Origin of the sequence: Rhizobium sp. SU303, from assembly GCF_021052345.1 — a bacterium.
Classification (GTDB): domain Bacteria; phylum Pseudomonadota; class Alphaproteobacteria; order Rhizobiales; family Rhizobiaceae; genus Rhizobium; species Rhizobium laguerreae.
Genome location: NZ_CP088097.1, coordinates 252,210 through 270,512, shown reverse-complemented (window position 1 = coordinate 270,512; position 18,303 = coordinate 252,210). Strand labels below are relative to the sequence as shown.

Here is an 18,303-nt window from a genome sequence, read left to right as displayed (position 1 = left end):
ACAGTATCGAGCCGAACAGTATCGAGAATGACATGAACCTTCCCAACATCATCCGGCCGGAACACACCTTCATCGGCGTGTCGGTACCGACCAAATGGCGCGCGCTGCAGACCATAGCCGACAAGGCCGCCAAGGCTTTCTCCGTCGACGGCCAGACCATCCTGAAGGCGCTCGAAGCGCGTGAGAAGCTCGGCTCGACGGGGATCGGCAACGGCATCGCCATCCCGCATGCGGCGATCGACGGCATGACCAGCCCGCGCGGCCTGCTCCTCCGCTTCGCCCAGCCGCTGGATTTCGAGGCGATCGACGATATCCCGACCGACATCGCCTTCGTGCTGCTCTTCGGAGAAAACAATCGCGGCGAATATCTGAACGTGCTTTCCGCCATCGCCAGGCGGCTGCAATCGGACGGCGTGCTTGCCGCCATGCGCAAGGCAAGAACGGTCGACGAATTCTATTCCGATTTCATCGCCGATTCACGGGTGTGACGTCCAAATCGATAGCGAGAGCATGATGTCGTCCGAAAATCGCTCACACTTTTCGGCATCATAAAAAAGGCGCGGCCCGAAGGCCGCGCCTGCTCGTCTGCAATCAGACTATCTTAGAAATCGCGCTGGAAGCGCAGGAAGCCGAACACTTCGTCGTCGCCTTCATCCTCATCGTGATATTGCACGCTGAGCTTCGAACGCAGGTCTTCGACGATCTGGTAGTCGATGGTGACACCGGTCGTGTAGGCGCTGCCGCCGGTGAAGCCGTTGCCGTCAGCCTCGAGAGCGATGTTCTCGAAGTACTGGAAGCCCGGGGTGACCGACCACTTGTCGTTGACCTTCAAGGCATATTCTGCTGCGATCGTCCATTCGGACTCTTCGTAGTAGTAGTTGGCGCCGCTTGCCCATACGCCGGCAATGCCGAGCGTGCCCGGGCCGATGTCGGCGTAGACGATACCGCGGACAGCAACTTCGCTGGTGTCGGTGTCATAACCGGCAAGCAGGTAAGCGCTGATGGCGCCGGCCTTGTAGGAGACCTGGCCTGCGACACCAAAGTTGTTCGGGCCTTCGCCCGGCTTGGTGGCGTAGTCGTCTTCCAGTTCGTCGACCGAGATGCCGGCCGCGAAAGCACCATTCTCGTACTGATAACGGATCGAGTTGTGGGTGGTCTCGTTGCTGGCGAGCGTATCGGTCTCGCCGCTCATGTCGTCATCCCACCAGCTGTACAGTTTACCGGCGCGGAAACCGGCAATGTCGAGATAGCCTTCATCAAGCAAAGCTTCCTGATCGGAGGCATTGTCGACATTGTAACGCAGCGTGATGACGCCGGTGAGCGTACCGTACTCGGTGTCGTTCTTGGTCTGGAAGGTGACCTGACCGCGAGTCCAGAAGTTTACGTCGGAATCGCCGGATATCTGCTCACCGAAGCGCACTTCGGTACGGATGTAACCGCCGATCGAAAGGCATGTTTCCGTTCCCGGAATATAAAAATAGCCGGTTCCGTAGGCGTCGCAAACGCGAACATATTCCACGGGCTCGGGTTCCGCCGCCACGATGGCGTCGGCTGCGCGGGCTCCGGAGGCCGCGGCAAGGGCGGCAACGGAGGCAAAAAGGATAGTTCTGATATTCATTTTGAATGGCCCTAACAGGTTTGGAATGCGAGGCGCACTTCAAGGGGTGCCCCCGCGTAGCGGTCGGCGAATACGGCCGCACGGGAGCCATATAGGAATCCGCAAGTGTCATCGCGGCAAAATCCTGGCAAAAATCTGCATCACCATGTCGCTTTCGTGGAGGAACTGTGGCCAAAAAAACACGACCTTGCGGCAGGGGTTGGGCGGCGACCGATTGGCCGCGGCCAACTTCGGCACGTCCATTTCCAAATTGCCCCTTAAATGGAATGGCATTCTAACAGCCACGCCGGAACCGGAAGAACCTTTGTTTCATTATACGACTGACTTGATAGAGTTAAGAAAGAAAACAGGAGGGTTCTCATGCAGACACAACGGCTCACCCGGCTCATCGCAGCTGCGGTCATGGCAGGCAGCTTCGCAATCGGGAGCATCGCTCCGGCATTCGCGGATCAGACGCTTCTTAACGTTTCCTACGATCCGACCCGCGAATTGTATAAGGATTTCAATGCCGCCTTTGCCGCCAAGTGGCAAAAGGACAGCGGTGAAACCGTGACGATCCAGGCATCGCATGGCGGTTCCGGCGCCCAGGCCCGATCGGTCATCGACGGCCTCGACGCCGATGTCGTGACACTTGCCCTCGAAGGCGATATCGACGCCATCGCCAAGGCGACCGGCAAGATCCCGGCCGACTGGAAGACCAAGTTCCCCAACAATTCGACGCCTTATACGTCGACAATCGTCTTCCTCGTCCGCAAGGGCAACCCAAAGGGCATCAAGGATTGGGGCGACCTGGTCAAGGACGACGTGCAGGTCATCACGCCGAACCCGAAGACATCGGGCGGCGCCCGCTGGAACTTCCTGGCCGCCTGGGCATGGGCCAAGCAGGCAAATGGTGGCGACGAAGCCAAGGCGCAGGAATACGTTGCTAAACTGCTGCAGCACGTTCCGGTTCTCGACACCGGTGCTCGCGGCGCCACGACCACCTTTGTCCAGCGCGGCCTCGGCGACGTGCTGCTCGCCTGGGAAAACGAAGCCCATCTTTCGCTCGAAGAGCTCGGTCCCGACCAGTTCGAGATCGTGACGCCGGCCTTCTCCATCCGCGCCGACCCGCCGGTCGCCATCGTTGACGGCAATGTCGACAAGAAGGGCACGCGCAAGGTCGCCGAAGCCTATCTCAACTACCTCTATTCGGACGAAGGCCAGAAGATTGCTGCCAAGCACTACTATCGGCCGACCAAGCCGGAAGCCGCCGATCCGGCTGACATCGCCCGCTTCCCGAAGCTGACGCTCGCGACCATTGACGACTTCGGCGGCTGGAAAGAGGCGCAGCCGAAATTCTTCGGCGACGGCGGGGTATTTGACCAAATCTACAAGCCGGCCCAATAATAGACTTCATGAAAGCACATAGCCCCACGCGGTGGCGGTTCAAACGGCCGAGCGTCATTCCGGGTTTCGGAATGGCGCTCGGCTTTACCTTGACCTGGCTCACCCTTCTGATCCTCATCCCGCTCTCGGGCCTTGCCGTCCGGTCGAGCGCGCTCGGCTGGGAGAAATTCTGGTCGATCGCGCTCGATCCGCGCACGCTGAACGCGCTGCGCATCAGCTTCGGCAGCGCCTTCATCGCCGCGATCGTCAATGCCGTCTTCGGCATCATCCTCGCCTGGGTGCTGGTGCGTTACCGCTTTCCCGGCAAGCGGATCATCGATGCCATGGTCGACCTGCCCTTCGCGCTGCCGACCGCCGTTGCCGGCATCGCCCTGACGACGCTCTATGCGCCGAACGGCTGGATCGGCCAGTTCCTGACGCCGCTCGGCATCAAGATCGCCTTCACGCCTGCCGGCATCGTCGTGGCGCTGATCTTCGTCGGCCTGCCCTTCGTGGTGCGCACCGTGCAGCCGGTCATGGAGGAGATCGACAAGGAAGTGGAGGAAGCCGCGGCAACGCTCGGCGCCAATCGCTTCCAGACGATTTTCCGTGTGTTGTTGCCGGGGCTGGCGCCCGCCGTGCTCACCGGCTTTGCGCTCGCCTTCGCCCGCGGCGTCGGCGAATATGGCTCGGTCATTTTCATCGCCGGCAACCTGCCGTTCAAATCGGAGATCGCGCCGCTGCTGATCATCATCAAACTCGAAGAGTATAATTACGCCGCAGCGACCGGCATTGCGGCGATCATGCTGATCATCTCGTTCGCCATGCTGCTCGTCATCAATCTCATCCAGAGCTGGAGTAGGCGGAGGTACGGTTATGGCGCTTGATGCGACCGCTCAACCGGCAAAGCTGCGGTCGGTAACCACCGAAAACAGGATCGCGCGCTACAGCCTCATCATCCTCTCGCTCGTCTTCCTGCTGCTGATCCTGCTTCTGCCGCTCGCGGCCGTCTTCGTGGAAGCCTTTCGCAAGGGAGCCGGGCCGTTCTTCGAGGCGCTCGCAGACGCCGAAACCTTCTCGGCGATTCGCCTGACGCTGATCGTTGCGGGCGTCAGCGTACCGCTCAACCTCGTCTTCGGGGTTGCCGCCGCCTGGGCGATCGCCAAGTTCGAGTTCAAGGGCAAGGCCTTCCTTACGACGCTGATCGACCTGCCCTTCTCGGTCTCACCCGTCATATCGGGCCTGGTCTTCGTTCTGCTGTTCGGCGCCAATACCTGGCTCGGCCAGTGGTTCAGCGCTCACGACATCAAGATCCTGTTCGCCGTGCCGGGGCTGATCCTCGCCACGATGTTCGTCACCTTCCCCTTCGTCGCCCGCGAGTTGATCCCTCTGATGCAGGAACAGGGAACGGCCGACGAGGAGGCAGCCCTTTCGCTCGGAGCCAGCGGCTGGCAGACCTTCTGGCACGTGACGTTGCCGAATATCAAATGGGGCCTGCTTTACGGGGTACTGCTCTGCAACGCCCGCGCCATGGGCGAATTCGGCGCTGTCTCGGTGGTGTCGGGCCACATCCGCGGCCAGACGAACACCATGCCGCTGCAGGTGGAAATTCTCTATAACGAGTATAATTTCACCGGCGCTTTTGCGGTCGCCACGCTTTTGGCCTTGCTCGCGCTCGTAACTCTTGTTTTGAAGACGCTGCTGGAAATGCGCTATAGCGCCGAAATCGCCGCCAGCCGGCGGCACTGAAGGATTTGGAATGGAAGTACGCGTTCAAAACATTCGCAAGGAATTCGATCGTTTTCCGGCGCTGCACGATGTCTCGCTCGACATCCGCTCCGGCGAGCTGATCGCACTGCTCGGCCCTTCCGGCTCCGGCAAGACGACATTGCTGCGGCTGATCGCCGGCCTCGAAAGCCCGACGGAGGGGCTGATCTTCTTCGGTGACGAGGATGCCTCGAAGAAATCAGTGCAGCAGCGCAATATCGGCTTCGTCTTCCAGCATTATGCTCTGTTCCGCTACATGACGGTGCTCGAAAACGTCTCCTTTGGCCTGAAGGTCAGAAACAGTGCGCGGCGGCCGCCGAAGGCCGATATCCGCAGGCGGGCGCTGGAACTGCTCGACCTCGTCCAGCTTTCCGGTCTGGAAAAGCGCTACCCGGCCCAGCTTTCCGGCGGCCAGCGCCAGCGTGTGGCGCTCGCCCGCGCCATGGCCGTCGAGCCGAACGTGCTGCTGCTCGACGAACCCTTCGGCGCGCTCGACGCCCAGGTGCGCAAGGACCTGCGCAAGTGGCTGCGCGACATCCACGACCGCACCGGCCACACCACCGTCTTCGTCACCCACGACCAGGATGAGGCGCTGGAGCTTGCCGACCGCGTCGTCGTCATGAGTCAGGGCGCGATCGAACAGGTCGGCACGCCGGACCAGGTCTACGACAATCCGAATTCGCCCTTCGTCTTCGGCTTCATCGGCCAGTCGAACTGCCTTGAAGTCGAGGTTGCCGACGGCGACATTCGCTTCGAAGGCCGCTCGCTCGGCCTCAATGCCGAAGGCGAGCCGGATGGCACGGCGCAGCTCTATTTCCGCCCGCATGACGTCAGGCTCTGCGAATCAGCTGAAAACTGTATCGCCGGCCAGCCGGTTTCCAGCCGCCGCGTGGCCGGTACCCGCCATATCGAATTGGATATCGGTGCCGATCGCCCGCATATCGAGATCGAATTGCCGCCGAGCGAGGCCGACAGGCTCGACCGCAACCGGGTGGCTTTCAAGCCGACCCGCTGGAAACTGTTCCGCAGTTGATGGAGATGCGGCGGCGACCGACTGCGCCGCGCGTCTTTTCGAGAGCCGCAAAGGAGCTGTAACACTTTGAATTGCTATATGATTTTATCCTTTGATCGATTCCGATCCAAGGAATTATGCAGTCCTCATCGCCGGAATCGTTTTCGGCGAGAGTCCCTTAGGCTTTTTGTTATCTAAGGTTGTTTGTATTTCAGTCATATGACGAGTAAAACGTTTTCACTTAATCAAAAAGGGCTGAACTAATCCCATAGGAGGCACCTGGCGTTGAGGGCGGAGATTTCCTTTGGAAAATCCCTGATCGGGATTTTGTTCGTAGGACTGGCAGCTGCAAGCTGCACGACGACATCGAAACCGGCGGCAACGGCGGCGAACACCAAGACGAAGCAGGGTCAACCGGCAAAAGTCACGTTCAATTATACGGCCAAGGATCGCGACTGCCTGCAGCGCGCGATGTATTTCGAATCGCAGCATTCGGACGAGGACGGCTACATGGCTGTCGGGACCGTTGTCATGAACAGGCTCACCTCCGGCGCCTATCCCCCTTCCATCTGCGGCGTCGTGGCCCAGAAAAGGCAATTCGCCCCCGGCGTGATGACGCGTGAAGTCAAGCCGCAGGCGGAAACCGAGCTTGCGAGCGCAGCCGATGCGATCCTTATCAAGGGCGCCCGCCATCCTGCGGTGAAGGATGCGATGTTCTTCCACACAAATGGGCTGAAATTCCCCTACGACAACATGCACTATGTGACGGTTGCCGGCGGCAACGCCTTCTACGAGAAGCGCGACTCCAACGGCATGCTTCAAACGCCTCCGCCGCTGCCCTCCTACGAGGTGGCGATGAACTATGTGCCCGGCGAAAGCATGCTCCCGCCGCAATTCGAAGCCCTGATACCCTCGGCGGTTCCCGTTCCTCTGCCGGCTCCGGATCCCATGGCGACGGCGAGCACCGGACAGATGCGGATAACGGCGCCGGTGACCGCGCCGGAAACATCGCCGGTAACATCGGTTGAGCCCGAGCCGGGAATGCCCATTGCGATCCCGACGCCCCGCCCAGCCTATGACAGCGTGATGCTGCGTGAAAGCCTTCCGGCGAACGGCGGTTAAACCAACCGCCCTTCCGGTATGAGTTAGATACAAGCGCGCTTAGGCGCGCTCTTCCCAAACCCTCACCAATTCCACGATCGTTTTGACGGCCTTTTCCATATCCTGCCGGCTGACCCATTCGAGCGGCGAGTGGAATGCATGGCCGCCGGCGAAAATATTCGGGCACGGCAATCCCATGAAGGAGAGACGCGAGCCATCCGTGCCGCCGCGGATGCTGCCGCGCACCGGCGTCATGCCGGCCCGGCGCACCGCCTCGATCGCGTTCTCGACGATCTCCGGGTGACGATCGAGCACCACCTTCATATTGCGATACTGCTCCTTCACCTCAAAACGATAGGTCGAGCCGGGATAGGCAGCCATCACGTCCTTGACGATAGCTTCGAGCGTCGTTTCCTTTTCCGTCAGCCCCTTGTCGGTGAAGTCACGGATGATGAGGCTCAGCGACGCCTTCTCCATCGAGCCGGTCACGCCGGTGGGATGGATGAAACCCTGCCTGCCTTCGGTGGTCTCCGGCGCAAGATCCCTCGGCAGCCGGTCGATGATGGCGCCGGCGATCTTGATGGCGTTTTCCATGCGGTCCTTGGCAAAACCGGGATGGATCGCCACACCTGATATGCTGATCTCGACGCCGTCGGCCGAGAAGGTCTCATCCTCGATATGGCCGGCCGTCTCGCCGTCCATCGTATAGGCGAAGTCGGCTCCGAGTTTCGCTAGATCCACCTTGTTGACGCCGCGCCCGACCTCCTCGTCCGGCGTGAACAGGATCTTGATCGTCCCGTGCCTGATATCAGGATTGCCGACGAGCATCTGAGCCGCGGTCATGATCTCAGCCAGTCCCGCCTTATCGTCGGCGCCGAGCAATGTCGTTCCATCGGTCGTGACGATATCATTGCCGATCTGGTTCTTTAGCTCAGGATGGTCGCTGACGCGGATCACCCGGCTTGGATCGCCGGCAAGCTTAATATCCCCGCCGGCATAATTCCCGATGATCTGCGGCTTGACATCGGTGCCGCTGAAATCGGGTGCCGTATCCATGTGCGAGCAGAAACAGATGACCGGCACCGTCTTGTCGCTATTGGCCGGAATGGTCGCATAGACATAGCCGTGTTCATCGAGATGCGCGTCGGCAAGACCGATCTTCAGCAGTTCATCGACCAGAACCCGGCCGAGATCCTTCTGCTTGCCGGTGGTCGGCTGCGTCGAAGAGGCAGGGTCGGATTGCGTGTCGATAACGACATAACGGAGAAAGCGGTCGAGAACAGTGTCGGTCATGGCATCCAGTCCAGTAAGATCACACGGACGATATAGCCCTCCTGGGCGATGCGGCAAAAGATTTTTCCACCCGCAGCACGTGAGGGTTTCCCCAGTCAATCCATTTCATGCGCTGCCATCGGATGCCGGAATCGATACCACATGGGAAACAAGCCCGCCGTCGCTGACCTCATGCACGAGGAAGGACGGAGCGTCGATCACCGGAAGATCGGCACGGCCTTCCAGCAGAAGCGGATTGGGCAGGCAAAGGGAGCCGCAGGTCTGGACAGGGATCGATCCCAGCCGGCCAAATGCGGGTCGGTGAACATGGCCACAAAGAATCGCCAGCGGTAGCCTGTCCATCGCCACCAGGGTGCTGAGAAGCGCACTGTCGTTCCTGCATCCGACCCGGTCCAGCACCTCGATGCCGATCCTCAATGGCGGCTGATGCATGAAGAGAAGTGAGGGCGTCGTCACGTCCGCAAGCGCGCTCATCAGCCATGGCAGATGCGGCAGGACATCGCCGTAGCTCTGGCCGGCGACGGTGACATCGACACCGAAGAGGGTCAGGCCATCGACGGCTGCCCGGAAATGCATCGGTCCCGTCGCATTGATCCAAGCGCCAACGGCGGCAAGTTCGGAGCGCATCAATTGCGCAACGTCACCATTGCCCGGCAAAAGGTGGACAGGGCAGTCCAGCGACCGCAGGTTTTCGGCGACCAGGCGATAGCCGTGCCGCCATCCGTCATCTACCAGATCTCCGGTGACAACAAGCACATCCGGACGGAACGTCTTCAGCCAGCCTATCGCTCGCTCCAGCGTCTGGAGCGACGAAAGGTCCGGCCTCGCATGGATATCGGATATCTGCGCAACAAGCATGTTCTGCCTCCCGCCCCTGCCGGAGACACTATGCCAAAACCGACAGCAACGAGCCACCAGCCCAGCGGCTCAATCGACGCGTTTTCCCTCGACATCGAACACGTGCAGATATTGGGCGGGGAAGGCAACATTGATCTTCGGACCCGACTTCAGCGCTTCGCGGTTCAGCGTGAAGATCTTGAACGGCAGGCCATGCAGGGCAAGGTGCAGGATGATCCCGAAGCCTGTGGGCTCGACGAGTTCCACATCGGTGGCAAGCCCCGCCCCGCCATCGCTCATCAGCACATGCTCCGGCCGAATGCCGAGCGTCACCTTCGCGCCGTCTGAAAGCGGCAAGGGTTTTGCAAGCGGCACGATCGTGCCGTCCTTCAGCTTCACGCCACCGGCATCGTAGGTGGCCTCGAGGAAATTCATCCCCGGCGAGCCGATGAAACCGGCAACGAAGAGATTGGCGGGGCGGTCGTAGAGTTCCAGGGGACTGCCAACCTGCTGGACCACCCCGCCATGCATGGCGACGATCCGGTCCGCCAGCGTCATTGCCTCGATCTGGTCGTGCGTCACGTAGATTGAGGTCGCCTTCAGGTCGCCATGCAGTTTCTTGATTTCGGCGCGCATCTGTTCGCGCAGGCGCGCGTCGAGGTTGGACAGAGGTTCGTCGAACAGGAAGGCTTTTGGCTGGCGCACGATGGCGCGGCCCATGGCGACGCGCTGGCGCTGGCCGCCGGAAAGCGCCTTCGGCCGCCGTTCGAGCAACGGATCGAGGCCGAGCTTGGCGGCCGCCGCGGCCACCGCGCTGGTGATGTTCTCCTTCGCCACCTTCCGCAGCCTGAGGCTGTAGCTCATATTGCCGGCGACATTCATATGCGGATAGAGCGCATAGGACTGGAACACCATGGCGATGTCGCGATCCTTGGGATGCAGCTCGTTGACCCTATTGCCGGCAATGCGGATCTCGCCTGATGTGACCTCCTCCAGCCCGGCGATCATCCGCAGCAGCGTGGACTTGCCGCAGCCGGACGGACCGACGAGCACGACGAATTCGCCGTCCAGGATTTCCAGGTTGACGCCATGCAGCACCTGCACATGGCCATAGGCTTTGTGGATATTCCGGATATCGATCGATGCCATTTGTTTAACCCTTGACCGCGCCGGCCGTCAGGCCCTGGACGAGATAGCGCTGGATGAGCAGGAAGAAGAGGCCGGCCGGAATGAGCGCCATGACGCCCGCCGCCATCATCTGCCCGAAATCCACCGAGAATTTCGAAACGAAGGTGAGAAGTCCGACCGGGAAGGTCGCCGCGTCATTGCCGTTGATCAGCATCAGCGCGAAGAGCAGTTCGCTCCAGGCGGCGGTGAAGACGAAACCGAGTGTGGCGGCGATCCCCGGCAGCGTCAGCGGCAGGATGATCTGGCGAAACGCCATGAACTGCGTCGCCCCGTCGATCTTCGCCGCCTCTTCGAGATCCCTCGGAATGCCGTCGAAGAAGGATTGCATCAGGAAGGTGGCGAAAGGCACGTTGAAGGCGGTGTAGACGATGACGAGCCCGGTCAGGCTGTTGGTCAGATGCAGAGGCGACAGGATCTTGAAGATCGGCGCGACCAGCATGACCAGCGGGAACATCTGGGTCAGCAGCATCAGGGCGACGATCCAGTATTTTGCCCGGAAATTAAACCGCGACAGCGCATAGCCCGACAGCGAGGCGCAGATCGTCACGGTGACGGCGGTCGCGGCCGAGACGATCAGGCTGTTCTTGAAGAAGGTCGGAAAGGCGCTGTGGCGCAGCACGAAGGCATAGTGATCCCATGTCGTGCGCGACGGCCACATGCGAACGCCCTCGCTATAAAGCAGGTCGTTCGGCGTCACCGAAACCTTGAGCAGCCAAAACAGCGGAAAGAGTGCGAAAGCGATGTAGCAGAGGATCGCCAGACGGTGTGCGATGGTGGGAATGACGGATCGTCTCATGATCTCAATCCTTGTTCAGCAGCGTCTGCCGGAGCAGGATGATCAGCATCGAATAGGCAAGCAGCAGCACAAGCAGCACCAGCGCGATCGCCGAGGCGTAACCGAAATCGAGCCGCCGGAAGGCCGTCGTGAAGATGTAGCTGGCGACAATCTGCGTCCGGTCGGCCGGTCCGCCACTGGTCATGACGACGATCAGATCGGCGAAATTGGAAATCCATACGGTGCGCAGCAGCACGGTGATCGCGATCGTTGGCGCCAGAAACGGCAGGGTGATCGAGCGGAAGCGCTGGAACCAGCCGGCGCCGTCGATCGACGCCGCTTCGTAGAGATCGCGCGGGATGGCCTGCAGCGCCGCAAGCAGCGTGATGGCGAAGAAGGGAATGCCCCACCAGACATTGGCAACGATCGGTCCCCACATGGCATAATTGGGATCGGAGAGGATATTGCCCGGCTCGTGCATCAGCCCGAGGCCGAAAAGCCAGTGCGGGATCGGCCCGATCACGGGATTGAACAGCCAGGCCCAGTTGAGGCCGGCGAGAAAGGACGGCACGGCCCACGGCAGGAAGACCAGCGCCTGCGCGATTGCCCGGCCCTTGAACGGCTTGTCGAGCAGCAACGCCAGGATCAGCCCGAAGACGAACTGCAGGACGACGGAAGCGCCCGTCCACCAGAGCGTATTCCTCAGCGCCCCGTAAAAGGCGGCATCGCCGGCAAGCTCGCGGAAATGATCGAGCCCGATGAAGCCGCCGGAAAACGGATTGAGCAGTTGGATATCGCGGAACGCGTAGGAGATGCCGACGGTCAACGGCACCAGCATCACCGCAATGATCAGGATCAGCGACGGCGCGCTGTAGAGATAGGGCTCCGAAGCATCGGCAACGCGACGCAGCCATGGCCTGCGGTCGCGACGCATATCGAGCGTATCGGCGGAAATGGTCATCAGCCAAAAATTCCCGTTCGCGGCGTTCATGCGCCGTCTGTGTCATAAAAAAGCGGCGGCGGCCCGTTCTGAGGCCGCCGCCGTCGATCCGCCGCTTATTTCTTGGCGAGGAACTTCTGCTGCGCCTTGGTGAGGTATTCGGCCCACTGGTCGGCCAGATCCTTCGCCGAGATATCGCCGAGCAATGCCTGCTGCGAGGTCTTGATCGCCAGCGAATCCTTGAAGAAGGCGAATTCCTCGAGGTAGGTCGGCATGACCGTTGGTACCGTGTTCGGGTCCGCCAGTTCCTCGAACCAGCCCTTGAACTGGTCACCGGCATAGAAGGGATCCTTCTCGGCCGCCGTATAGGCCGGCAGGGCGCCGATGCGCTTGTTCCACTCAAGATTACCTTCCGGCCCTTCGAGGGTGGCTATCAGCTTCCAGGAAAGATCCTTGTTCCCGCTGGTCGTGAACATCGACCAGCCGCCGTAACCGATCGTCGGGAAGGACTTGCCGTCGGGGCCTTTCGGCAGCGGCGCGACACCGAAATCCTCCTTCTTCATGCGCTCGGCGATGGCGATCAGCGCGTCCGGATCCTGATCGAGAAATGCGCAGGTGCCGGAATAGAAGCCGGCGACGACTTCGTTGAAGCCCCAGTTGACGCTGTCCTTCGGCGCATAGCCCTTCTTGTAGAGATCGACCATCCATTCGATGCCCTTCGCCCAGCCGGGGCTGTTCATCGTCGAGGTGCCGTCGTCGTTGAAATACTTGTTCGAGCCGGCCATCGTGGCGGCGAAGATCATCCAGCCGTTGAGGCCGCCTGCTCCGCCGCGCATGCAGTAGCCGTATTTGCCGGGCAGTTTGGAAACCTTTTCCGAAGCGGCGGTGAATTCTTCCATCGTCTTCGGCGGCGCGGCGACGCCGGCTTCGGCAAGCAGCTTCTTGTTGTAGAACATCGCCCTGAGATAGAAGCCGTAAGGCAGCATATAGGCGGTGTCCTTGACGTCGCGGCCGAGTTCGAGCGCGCGCGGCGTCAGTTCCTTGGTGTGCTCCCACTTTTCGAGGTAGGGCTCCAGGCTCTCGAGCATGCCGTTATTGGCATAGAGCGACAGCCAAGTATCGGGCATTTCCATCACATCGGGCACGTCGCCGGCGGACACCATGGTCGCGAATTTCTGGAAGGCTTCGTTCCAGGGCAGCGAGATGATGTCGACCTTGGTGCCGGGATTGGCGGCTTCAAATTTGCCGACGATCGATTTCAGCGTTTCGGTGCGCTCCGGGCTGGTGATCACTTCGACAAGCTTGAGCGTCGTATCGGCAAAGGCCGTGCCCGCCATCATCGAAGCAAAGAGCGTCGAGATTATTAGTTTTTTCATGGCTCAGTTCCCCCTTGTTAGGTTTCTCTCGCGTTTCAGGATTGTGAGGCGGCGGCGAGCGCCTCCTCGATGTCTCTCCACAGAGCCTCGGTTCCTTCGAGGCCGACATGGAGACGTACGGATCGCGCATGGATGCCGAAGGCATGTGCGGAATTCGGCTGTGCCTTCTGCTGAAGCACCACCTCGCCCGGTACGATCAGGCTTTCATGTCCACCCCAGCTTACGCCCAGTTTGAAGAGCTTGAGGTGATCGGCGAAGGCGCGGATATCGACGCCTTCGCGGAATATGAACGAAAACAGGCCCGAGGTGCCGTTGAGGCCGGCGGGCAGGCGGTTGGCGAGCCCCGGATGGCAGACTGTCTCCACCACGTCGAGCTTCTGCAGGCGCCTGGCGATTTCGAGAGCGGATGCCTCATGGGCCCGCATGCGCAGCGGCAGCGTGCGCAACCCGCGGATCAGGAGCCAGGCGTCGAACGGCGAAAGCTTGCCGCCGAGATAAGGATAGGCCTCTGCCTTGACGCGCGCAATCATCGCCTTCGAGCCGGCGATGACGCCCGCCACCACATCGCTGTGGCCACCGAGATATTTCGAGGCCGAATGAATGACGAGGTCGACGCCGAGCGTCAGCGGCCGCTGGAAGAACGGGCTTGCCCAGCTATTGTCGATCATCGAGACGACGCCGTGCTGTCTGGCGAGTGCTGCGAGCGCGCCGACATCATGCGCTTCCATCACCCAACTCGTCGGGCTTTCCATGTAGAACAGCTTGGCGCCGGGCAGCGCCTGGGCGACCGCTTCCTCGTCGCGCCCGTCGACATAAGTCACCTCGATCTTCATCCGCTTCAGGATGGTGCCGAACAGCCGGAACGCATCCGGATAGACATGTTTGACGGCGACGATGCGGTCGCCCGGTTCGACGAAGCTTAAGACCGCCGACGAGATCGCCGCCATGCCGCTGGCAAAACCCAGCGCATCCTCGGCACCTTCGAGCTTGGCGAGCATTTCCTCGAAGGCACGTACCGTCGGGTTCAGCCCGCGCGTGTAGATCGGCCGCACCTTCTCGCCGCGGTAGGAGGCGATCATGTCGTCATAATCGGAAAAGGTGAAAAGCGACGTCTGGAAAATCGGCGGCACGACGGCGTCGGCGAAGTTGCCTTCGTCATGCGCGGTGATGAGGGAAGCAAGATCGAACGGTTCAGAGCCGTTGCTCATTTGGACATTTCCTTGATGTCTTCCTCGACGATATCGAGAATTTTCAATGTTTCGGCGCGCGCCGCCTCGGGATCCCCGGCAGCGATCGCGTCGAAAAGGGTGCGGTGAAAGGGAAAGGACCGGCGCGCGAAATCCTGCCGGTCGAACGGATGCTCCCAGAAGCGCTCGAAGGTCTCGCGCATCTGCTCGAGAAGCTGGCGAAACAGCGGATTGTGGGCGGCGTCGTAGACGGCGAGATGGAAGGCCAGATCCTCCGGCCCGGAGGTGCCTTTCTCCAAGTGCACCCGCTCCATCGCGTTCAGCTTTTCCTCGATGACGACGAGATCCGTGTTCGTGCGCCGTCGCGCCGCAACCATGCCCGCTTCGCATTCGATGCCGCGGCGAACCTCCAGCGTCTGCAGCAGCACGTCGCGAAGGTGTGCGGTATCGAACGAGAGCGGCATGTGGATCGTCGCCCTGGAAACCGGCTTCAGCAGATAGGTGCCGCTTCCCTTGCGCGTCTCGATGACGCCGAGCGCCTGGAAGTGGCGGATCGCCTCGCGAATGGTCGAGCGGCCGACGGCAAGGGCTGCCATCAGCTCGCGCTCGGCCGGCAAACGGTCGCCCGCCTTCAACCTGGCTTCCTCGACATAATCCGCCAGCGCATCGGTCACCTGGCGCGCGCGGTCCATGACAGGAAGCGGCCGGATCAACGGCCTGTCGCTACGATTTGCCTTCATGGTTCCCCATTTTCTTATCAGGCAGCCGACCTCTGAAATTGGTCTGACATCTTAGCATTTCGCATACGGCGGAAAACGTCAAGTCGGCAACGTCCATTTTTGGTCCCGCTCCTCCACGACGTCCTTTGGCCCCTCCAAATTGGCCTCTCTCCCCTTGTGCCGGTGTTACGATTTACAGAGGCCAAGCAGCCATTCGGCCACGACATTGCCCATGGCGACCGGTTTGTCGCTTTGCGTTGCTTAGTGGAGGTCGTGGCGCCGGCATATCCATCGGCATGCCGGCTAGCGGATACGCCCGATCCGCGACAGCAAAATGGCCGGCAGGATGCCGATCAGCACGATGGCGAGCGCTGCAATCGAGGCTTCCTCGTAAGTGCCTCTGGCAGCCTCTCCATAAAGATGAGTTGCGAAAGTCTCGACATTGAGTGGCCGCAGGAGAAGCGTCGCCGGCAGCTCCTTTACACAATCGACGAAGACCAGTAGCGCGGCAGCTGAGATTGCCGCCTTCGAAAGCGGCAAATGTACGTAGCGCAGGGTGCCTGCGGTGGATTGCCCCAGTGAACGTGACGCATGATCAAGCGACAGGGAAATGCGCGAGAGACCGGCTTCTATGCCGCCCGCGGAGATCGCCAGAAACCGCACGATGAGCGCATATATGACGGCAGCACCCGATCCCATCAGGAGCAGACCAGTGGACACGTCAAACAAGGAAAGCGCGGTGCGGTCGATAAACTGATCGAGCCCGCCAAGGATGATCAACACACCGATGGCGACCACGGTGCCGGGAGCCGCATAGCCAATCGTGGAACAGCGCAGGAGCCAGGAGGACGGCTGGCCCGGCCGCAGGCGGGTCGCATAGGCGGCGAGAAGGCCAAGGATGACGGTCGTGATTGTCGCCAGGGTGGCGATAGCGAGGGTATTCACGGCCTCATCGATGATCCGTGGGGATATGCCGGCGAACCGATAGCGTTTTGCCGCTTCGATCAAGAGATAGAGTGCGGGCGCGGCGAAGCCTAGGATGACCGGCAGTAGACCGCCGAGAAACAGCAGTACGCCTTTTCCCAAGGATACCCGCCGCGGTTGGAAATCTCGCATCCGGCGTACATCGATCGAGTATCCCTGCTTGCGTCGCGCCCATCGCTCCACCGCAACAATTGCGACGACGATGAGCAGAAGGGCAAGGGCGATCTGCGACGCTCCCGATAAATCGGAGCGGGTGATCCAGGTCGTGTAGATGGAAACGGTGATCGTCCGGACACCGAGGAATTCGGCGGCGCCTACATCGTTCAACGTTTCCATCAGTGCAAGGCTGATACCCACGGCAACAGCGGGGCGCGCGAGCGGCAGAGCGACCCGCCAGAAGACCGCGCGGCGAGATGTGCCGAGCGTGCGTGCCGCATCGACGAGATTACCGGATTGCGTGAGGAACATCGCGCGCGTGGGGATGTAGACATAGGGGTAGAGCACGATTCCGAGAAGCAGGATGCAGCCAGTCATGGAACGGACGTCCGGAAGGCGAAACTGGCGCGGGGTCTCGTAGCCTAGCAACCAGCGCACGGCATCCTGCACCGGACCGATCGGATGCATTATATCCAGATAGGCATAGGCGACGATGTAGGTCGGAACGGCAAGCGGCAGAAGCAGCATCCACTCCAGAGCATGCCTGCCGGGAAAATCATAGGCGGTCACCAGCCATGCCGTCGTCGTGCCAACCACAGCAGTGATGACGCCGACCCCCGCAAGGAGAATGACGGTGTCGAGAAGCGCGACCGAAAGGATGGTCGAGAAAAGATGTCCCCAAAGACCCGCCGAACCCTTCGAGGCTTCGATGAGTAATCCCCCGATCGGCAGCATGGCAATGAGGGCGATAGTGGCGGCAATCGTCAGCCATGCGCTGCCAGGGCGCTTTGCAGAGCGGGCGGGCGCCGGGCTCGGAAACATCACTTGGTCCGCTCTCGGGGGGGAGGCGCCTGTCAGCGGCGCCTTCCCTGTCCTTAGTTGTCGAAGCCGACCTTGTCCACGAGTTCACTCGCCTGCTTGCGATGGCTGACGATCTCGGACAAGGGCTTGCTGTCGATCTTTAGTTCGCCAAAGGATGCGATGATCGGATCGGCCGCGACGCCTGCCTTCACGGGATATTCGTAATTGGCCTCAGCATAGATCTTCTGCGCTTCTTCAGAGACGAGATATTCGAGAAGTTTAACGGCTTCAGCCTTGTTCGGTGAATGCTTGGCGATTGCCGCGCCGCTGATATTCACCTGCGTCCCGCCGTTCTTGAAGGTCGGCAGGACGACCTTGATGGCGTCGCCCCATTTGACCTGCTCTTCACCACCCTTGCCGGACCGCATCAGGCCGACATAATAGGAGTTGGCGATACCGATATCGCAAATGCCGCCGAGGATATCCTTGGCCGAATCGCGATCGCCGCCGGCTGCCTTACGGGCGAGATTGGCCTTGACAGCTGTCAGCCACTTCTCGGTTTCTTCCGCGCCGTAATGAGCGATGTAGTCAGCAAACAGTGCCGTATTATAAGGGTGTTGACCCGAGCGTATGCAGATCTTGCCCTTCCACTTGGGATCGGCAAGCTCCTCGTAGTTGAATGTGCTAATGTCAATGTCCTTGGCCGCGTAGAGCACGCGCGCGCGCATCGAAAGTGCAAACCAGTTGCCCTTGGGATCACGCAGCTGTTCCGGGATTGCCGAATTCAGAACAGGCGATTCGACCGGTTGCGTTACGCCTTTGTCGACCAGATCGACAAGGTTGCCGGCATCGACGGCCATCAGGATGTCAGCCGGCGAGCTGGCGCCCTCGGAGGCGACACGCTCTGCCAGGCCATCCTTCAGGAAAACCGTATTGATCTTCGTCCCGGTCGATTTGGTGAACGCCTCCAGAAGAGGTGCGATCAGAGCCGGCTCTCTCGTCGTGTAGAGGTTGATTTCTGCGGCCGCAGCGATGCAAGGCGACATCAGCGCCGAAGCAGCAAGCAGCATGGATGCGAGAATAGAGCGCGAATTCATTATGTCCCTCCGAATGAATGCGCATCCCTTGAGCAGTTCATGACCCTGAAAGTCAAGTTTTCCCTGGGGTTTGATGCCGAATATCAC

At 60.7% G+C, this 18,303-nt stretch carries 17 protein-coding genes; 6 read left to right on the top strand and 11 right to left on the bottom strand.

What is annotated here, in order from left to right:
* Positions 1–32: 32 nt before the first annotated feature.
* Positions 33–488, top strand: a complete 456-nt coding sequence (locus tag RlegSU303_RS30205; RefSeq protein ID WP_131720236.1) for a PTS sugar transporter subunit IIA — start codon at positions 33–35, stop codon at positions 486–488.
* 113 nt (positions 489–601) lie between these two features.
* Here RlegSU303_RS30205 and RlegSU303_RS30200 read toward each other — a convergent pair whose 3' ends face one another.
* A complete protein-coding gene (locus tag RlegSU303_RS30200) occupies positions 602–1,618 on the bottom strand; it encodes a porin (RefSeq protein WP_077980157.1) in 1,017 nt (338 codons plus the stop codon).
* 360 nt (positions 1,619–1,978) lie between these two features.
* Between RlegSU303_RS30200 and RlegSU303_RS30195 the strand changes: the two genes are divergently transcribed.
* The 5 genes from RlegSU303_RS30195 (at position 1,979) to RlegSU303_RS30175 (ending at position 6,884) form a co-directional block, all read left to right on the top strand.
* Positions 1,979–3,004: a sulfate ABC transporter substrate-binding protein gene (locus RlegSU303_RS30195; RefSeq protein ID WP_131628799.1), complete on the top strand. Its 1,026-nt coding sequence runs from the start codon at positions 1,979–1,981 to the stop codon at positions 3,002–3,004.
* Between the two features lie 8 nt (positions 3,005–3,012).
* A complete protein-coding gene (gene cysT, locus RlegSU303_RS30190; RefSeq protein WP_017957989.1) occupies positions 3,013–3,870 on the top strand; it encodes a sulfate ABC transporter permease subunit CysT in 858 nt (285 codons plus the stop codon).
* Complete coding sequence (gene cysW / locus RlegSU303_RS30185) at positions 3,860–4,732, top strand: sulfate ABC transporter permease subunit CysW (protein WP_020052642.1); 873 nt, start codon at positions 3,860–3,862, stop codon at positions 4,730–4,732. The genes cysT and cysW overlap by 11 nt, the downstream gene beginning before the upstream one ends.
* A 10-nt stretch (positions 4,733–4,742) precedes the next feature.
* Entirely contained in the window at positions 4,743–5,783 is a 1,041-nt protein-coding gene (locus RlegSU303_RS30180) for a sulfate/molybdate ABC transporter ATP-binding protein (protein ID WP_027665648.1), read from the top strand.
* 264 nt (positions 5,784–6,047) lie between these two features.
* Positions 6,048–6,884: a cell wall hydrolase gene (locus RlegSU303_RS30175; protein ID WP_020052640.1), complete on the top strand. Its 837-nt coding sequence runs from the start codon at positions 6,048–6,050 to the stop codon at positions 6,882–6,884.
* A 39-nt stretch (positions 6,885–6,923) separates the two neighbouring features.
* Here RlegSU303_RS30175 and pepT read toward each other — a convergent pair whose 3' ends face one another.
* The 10 genes from pepT to RlegSU303_RS30125 all read right to left on the bottom strand — a co-directional run bounded on the left by pepT (position 6,924) and on the right by RlegSU303_RS30125 (position 18,189).
* The gene (gene pepT, locus RlegSU303_RS30170; RefSeq protein WP_131623186.1) at positions 6,924–8,156 is read right to left on the bottom strand and encodes a peptidase T; all 1,233 of its coding nucleotides are present in this window, start codon (positions 8,154–8,156) and stop codon (positions 6,924–6,926) included.
* A 105-nt stretch (positions 8,157–8,261) separates the two neighbouring features.
* The gene (locus RlegSU303_RS30165; protein WP_131720235.1) at positions 8,262–9,014 is read right to left on the bottom strand and encodes a metallophosphoesterase; all 753 of its coding nucleotides are present in this window, start codon (positions 9,012–9,014) and stop codon (positions 8,262–8,264) included.
* 69 nt (positions 9,015–9,083) lie between these two features.
* Positions 9,084–10,142 carry an ABC transporter ATP-binding protein gene (locus RlegSU303_RS30160; protein WP_131623182.1) on the bottom strand — a complete coding sequence of 353 codons (1,059 nt, stop codon included), beginning with the start codon at positions 10,140–10,142 and terminating at the stop codon, positions 9,084–9,086.
* Positions 10,143–10,146: 4 nt separating this feature from the next.
* A complete protein-coding gene (locus RlegSU303_RS30155) occupies positions 10,147–10,977 on the bottom strand; it encodes a carbohydrate ABC transporter permease (RefSeq protein WP_131623180.1) in 831 nt (276 codons plus the stop codon).
* Positions 10,978–10,981: 4 nt separating this feature from the next.
* Positions 10,982–11,917 (bottom strand): carbohydrate ABC transporter permease, encoded by a 936-nt coding sequence (locus RlegSU303_RS30150; protein WP_072642039.1) that lies wholly within the window; start codon positions 11,915–11,917, stop codon positions 10,982–10,984.
* Between the two features lie 95 nt (positions 11,918–12,012).
* A complete protein-coding gene (locus tag RlegSU303_RS30145) occupies positions 12,013–13,272 on the bottom strand; it encodes an ABC transporter substrate-binding protein (RefSeq protein ID WP_131623178.1) in 1,260 nt (419 codons plus the stop codon).
* Positions 13,273–13,307: 35 nt separating this feature from the next.
* Positions 13,308–14,480: a PLP-dependent transferase gene (locus tag RlegSU303_RS30140; protein ID WP_131623176.1), complete on the bottom strand. Its 1,173-nt coding sequence runs from the start codon at positions 14,478–14,480 to the stop codon at positions 13,308–13,310.
* Complete coding sequence (locus RlegSU303_RS30135; RefSeq protein ID WP_131623174.1) at positions 14,477–15,199, bottom strand: FadR/GntR family transcriptional regulator; 723 nt, start codon at positions 15,197–15,199, stop codon at positions 14,477–14,479. Before RlegSU303_RS30135 ends, RlegSU303_RS30140 begins: the two co-directional genes overlap by 4 nt.
* Positions 15,200–15,481: 282 nt before the next feature.
* On the bottom strand, positions 15,482–17,140 hold the full coding sequence (locus tag RlegSU303_RS30130; protein ID WP_131623172.1) for an ABC transporter permease: 1,659 nt from the start codon (positions 17,138–17,140) through the stop codon (positions 15,482–15,484).
* A 53-nt stretch (positions 17,141–17,193) separates the two neighbouring features.
* Positions 17,194–18,189 (bottom strand): Fe(3+) ABC transporter substrate-binding protein, encoded by a 996-nt coding sequence (locus RlegSU303_RS30125; protein WP_131623219.1) that lies wholly within the window; start codon positions 18,187–18,189, stop codon positions 17,194–17,196.
* Positions 18,190–18,303 lie beyond the last annotated feature (114 nt).